Here is a 4,377-nt window from a genome sequence, read left to right as displayed (position 1 = left end):
CCGTCCACGATGTCGGCAGCTGCCGCATATTTCGCGTATTTGTCTGCTAAGAGACCCTTTGTAAGTGGTACTTGAATGTCCATGGTCATCCCCCCTTAAGTCCATGATATGTCTTTTACGTTGAGATTAAAATAATCTGTTTTTTAAATTATTTGATGAAACGTAAGATGAAATAGCCCTGACCGTTTGACGTAATTGTATAATTCACATAGCCGGCTTTGAGCCACTGCTGTTTAGTCGCATTTGCCCAATTCTTGGCGTCTTGAACCGAGGCAAAGGTATGGGTGCTGGCAAATTGGTCGGGCGCCTTCTGGGGCTTGGCAGGTTTGTTGCTCTTAATGCCATTGAGTAGATTTTGCTCTTGTGAACGAACCGATTGGTTTTGTTCCTCATTGATTGTCGTTTGGAACTGGGAACGTTCTTTGGGTGACAGTCCGCCGTCACTTGCGTCTTTGAGCTTGTTGCTAAATGCGTTCACCAGATTTTTTTCAACTTGACTCGTCAGTGCACCCTTGTCACTTTTTCCGGTTAAAGCCTTTTCGGACTTGTTGATGGTTTTGCTAATCTCGTTTGTGGAATTACTCTTAGACCGGCCATTACCGGACGTTAACAACCAACTGACAGACAGGGCAAGGGCAATCCCGATAACCAAAATTAAGAGTGCCAACCACCAGCCGCTATATTGTTTCTTGTGTTGACGGCGCCGATTCTCTTCAGAATTGAAGTCGTATTTTTTGTATTGTGGTTCATTGTCATGCCTATTCAAATCAATACCTCATTTAGATTCTATTATTGCATATTAATCTAGTTGAATATATTATAACAGATAGCGAAAATCTTGTATTTTTAAACCACAAAGGATGGCCAATATGGATAATGTGTATGTAAAACAATTTTCCCAACTGACAACAAACGAACTCTTCGATATTTATAAGCTCAGGGTAGCAGTCTTTGTGGTCGAACAAAAATGTTACTACCAAGAAGTTGATGACGACGATAAGATTTCCTACCACTTGATGTTTAAAGACGCGCGTGGGCAATTAACCGCTTATGCACGGATTATCCCTGAACAAAATCGGACGGTTGCCCGAATCGGACGAGTGGTCGTCGATCCCCAAAGCCGTGGCGGTGGTCACGGAAGAAGACTCGTCGATCAAGCATTGGCTCAAATTCCACAATTAATGCCCAAAGCCAGTAAAATTGTTTTGGCAGGTCAACAATATCTCAATCAGTTTTATCAATCATTTGGTTTTAAAAATGTCAGTGACGTTTATTTGGAAGACGGCATTCCCCACATTGACATGGAGAAGCTGATCTAAATTAGATTGACAAGTGTTTTCAGTATATTATAATTGTTTCAACGAATGAATCTTTAACTCTGGTCCCGTGAGGCTGGTAAGAGGACGATATTGAACGAGTGAAGGCTCGAAAAATGTCTGTCGGATTGCCGGCGGGCATTTTTTTGTGCGGTTCGAGGTGCAGTGGTGACATAAAGATTTAAATTTAAATGAGGGTGGCAAATATATATGGCAGACAAAAATGAATTTCACGACGATCGGGCGATTCTAGATATCCATGACATGCCGAAGTTCTTCCCGTGGGTTGGGTTGTCACTTCAACACATGTTTTCGATGTTTGGTTCGACAGTGATTGTCCCGTTATTGGTCTGGTTGAGTCCAAGCATTGCGTTGTTTGCGTCAGGTGTCGGAACGCTACTTCACATTATGATTACCCAGCGGAAGATTCCGGCCTACATGGGATCAAGTTTTGCATTTATCACACCGATGTTGGCGTTAATGAAGACGACAGGCTATCCTGGAATCGCTCAGGGAGTTATCGGTGTCGGAATTGTGTATATGATTGTGGCGGCGATTATCTGGGGCATCGGATCGGACTGGGTGGACCATATTTTACCGCCGATTGTGGTTGGACCGATTGTGATGGTGATTGGTCTGTCACTGGCTGGTAGCGCAGCACAAGATGCCATGATGAAAAATGGCCATTACAGTCTGCTATACTTCTCAATTGCACTGGCAACGTTATTCTTAGCAATTATTTTTAACATGTTATTTAAAGGCTTTATTGGTCTAATTCCAGTGTTATTGGCGATTGTTTGTGGGTATTTGATTTCGGTATTCTGCGGAATCGTTGATTTACACGCGATTGCAACTGCCCCCTGGTTCAAAATTCCGGCCTTTGATATTCCCGGAATTGATTACAAATTTCACATTGATTGGGCGGCAATTTTAGCCATCACCCCAATTGCCTTCGTCACGATGACTGAGCATATGGGACACATCATGGTGCTGGACGAATTAACCGGTCGGGACTTCTTCAAGGACCCTGGCTTGAATCGAACGCTTGCCGGTGATGGTGCCGCTTCATTGTTTGCCGGTTTGGTTGGGGCGCCAGCCATGACCAGTTACGGTGAAAACATTGGCGTTATGGCCATTACCAAGATTCACAGTGTTTATGTATTGATGGGAGCGGCCATGTTCGCGATTTTATTTGCCTTCGTCAATAAATTAAACGTTTTGATTATGCAAATGCCGATGCCGGTTATTGGCGGAATCAGTTTTCTCTTGTTTGGAACAATTGCGACAGCCGGAATTCAGGTTATGGTGGAAAATAAGGTTGACATGGGTCTCAAGCGAAACCTGATGATTGCCTCAACGGTAATGGTCGTTGGTGTCGGAAATGCCTATTTGCAAATTGGCCACTTTCAATTTACTGGATTGGCATTCGCCACAATTATTGGGATTGTGCTCAACCTGGTATTGCCACAAAAGGCTGCAAGCGAGCGGGAACATGATCAAAAGATGGCAGATAAGGCGGCCGAAGAAGAAAAGCAGCGACTGCTTCATCAACGCAATTTGCATAAGTAATCAACATTTTGTAAAGTAGTCCCAAGCATAAAGGGAGGGATAGCCATGATTGATCCACAAAAGCAGCCACAAATTGCGTATAAGCACGCCGTTTCCAACGAGGATTTTGAACTCGCCAAACGGTTATTCATTGAATATTCCCAGTCGCTGGGATTTGACCTCAGCTTTCAAGACTTTTCCGATGAGTTAAATGATTTATCAAACAGGTACAGTCAGCCGGGCGGTGATTTAATTTTAGCGTACGTTGATCATCAGTTGGCTGGTGCAGTTGCCGTACATCCATTTGAACCCGGAATTGCGGAAATGAAACGACTCTACGTGAGGGATGCTTTTCGACAATTGGGCATTGGTCAAGAGCTGGTTGCCCGAATTTTGGTAAGTGCCAAAAGCCTCGGTTATGATGCAATTCGCTTGGATACTTTAAAATCTATGCACGGCGCATTAAAAATTTACCGGGCGGCTGGTTTTAAGGGGATCGATCCGTATCGGTTTAATCCCTTGGATGGTGCGGAGTATATGGACTTACGTTTCGACGAAATTTAGACTGCTGGATAATACACTTGTTTATAAAATAATGGGTTGGAACATAAGCATCGTTGCTTGTGTCCAGCCCATTTTTAGTTAGTGTTATTCGTTTAATACCCCGTTGCTTATCACATTAATGCCTCAAGTCTAACCGGGGTCGTGTCACGCGCTCAGATACACGCCTTGGTTTCTTTGCATTGATTGTGCTAACAATGCGAGAAGCATTGGGACGATTATGGCAATGGAAACTTTAACCATGACGTCTTCGATTCCTGCCTGCTCGGCGATATCCAGTAGCGCGCCGTGCAGATACATGATAATCAGTGTGTGTTTACCAATCGTTGATAAGAATAAACTAATTGGCAATCGACTGGTCAAATACGAGATGCCCATGACTCCAAATGAGAAGATGAGGGGAATCGTTGCCAGCATCAGGATTTTTGGCTCCGATGATTCAATCAAGTGAGACTTCATTGAGAATCTAAAGTCAAAGTTATGATTGATGTAAAGGCCCATCAAAGCGACCGCAGCAGTTATCAGCACACCGATCGAAACCGGCTTTTCAATCCATTTCCAATTGGTTTGGAAGAATAGGTAACCAACATAGGTGAAGAAAGCCGCAATCAAAACAATGTCTGCGTTCCATGGCAACGTTTGATACTGATACAAGTTCGACCAGTCAATTTTGTCATAGCAAGTTGCCACAAACAAACCGCCAGAAACGATTCCCAACTGAAGCCAGCGTGATTTAACGGTCGAAATGAGCAGCGTCACTGCCGTAATTGACAGCAGGTAAACGTTGACGAACCAAAATGTACTGGTATAGAGGTTGAGCGTTCTTCCGCCGACCAACAGCCGGGAGAGGTAATCAATCAGGTACTGCCAGTCTTTGTTATAGAGGATGCTGTACAAGAGGATTAATCCAATTCCGGCCGAAAAGTAAATTAAAAGATCCTTGTAAATTCGT

At 43.7% G+C, this 4,377-nt stretch carries 5 protein-coding genes; 3 read left to right on the top strand and 2 right to left on the bottom strand.

Going from position 1 to position 4,377, the window contains the following annotated elements; translation table 11 throughout:
* Positions 1-148 precede the first annotated feature (148 nt).
* Entirely contained in the window at positions 149-766 is a 618-nt protein-coding gene (locus AB3112_RS08665) for a hypothetical protein (RefSeq protein ID WP_367334303.1), read from the bottom strand.
* A gap of 103 nt (positions 767-869) precedes the next feature.
* Between AB3112_RS08665 and AB3112_RS08660 the strand changes: the two genes are divergently transcribed.
* The 3 genes from AB3112_RS08660 (at position 870) to AB3112_RS08650 (ending at position 3,428) form a co-directional block, all read left to right on the top strand.
* Positions 870-1,319 carry a GNAT family N-acetyltransferase gene (locus AB3112_RS08660; RefSeq protein WP_367334302.1) on the top strand — a complete coding sequence of 150 codons (450 nt, stop codon included), beginning with the start codon at positions 870-872 and terminating at the stop codon, positions 1,317-1,319.
* Positions 1,320-1,526: 207 nt separating this feature from the next.
* Entirely contained in the window at positions 1,527-2,885 is a 1,359-nt protein-coding gene (locus AB3112_RS08655) for a uracil-xanthine permease family protein (RefSeq protein WP_367334301.1), read from the top strand.
* Positions 2,886-2,930: 45 nt separating this feature from the next.
* Positions 2,931-3,428: a GNAT family N-acetyltransferase gene (locus AB3112_RS08650; protein ID WP_367334300.1), complete on the top strand. Its 498-nt coding sequence runs from the start codon at positions 2,931-2,933 to the stop codon at positions 3,426-3,428.
* 144 nt (positions 3,429-3,572) lie between these two features.
* Here the strand turns inward: AB3112_RS08650 and AB3112_RS08645 are convergent.
* A partial coding sequence (locus AB3112_RS08645; protein WP_367334299.1) for an acyltransferase occupies positions 3,573-4,377 on the bottom strand: 805 nt, incomplete at its 5' end.

The sequence above is a fragment of the Lentilactobacillus sp. genome (assembly GCF_040773105.1).
Taxonomy (GTDB): Bacteria; Bacillota; Bacilli; order Lactobacillales; family Lactobacillaceae; genus Lentilactobacillus; species Lentilactobacillus parabuchneri.
This window is presented reverse-complemented; position numbering and strand designations above follow the sequence as displayed.

Excerpts from the sequence above, each read along its gene's own strand:
- AB3112_RS08655 (WP_367334301.1), top strand. The coding sequence starts at position 1,527 with ATGGCAGACAAAAATGAATTTCACGACGATCGGGCGATTCTAGATATC.
- AB3112_RS08650 (WP_367334300.1), top strand. The coding sequence starts at position 2,931 with ATGATTGATCCACAAAAGCAGCCACAAATTGCGTATAAGCACGCCGTT.
- AB3112_RS08660 (WP_367334302.1), top strand. The coding sequence starts at position 870 with ATGGATAATGTGTATGTAAAACAATTTTCCCAACTGACAACAAACGAA.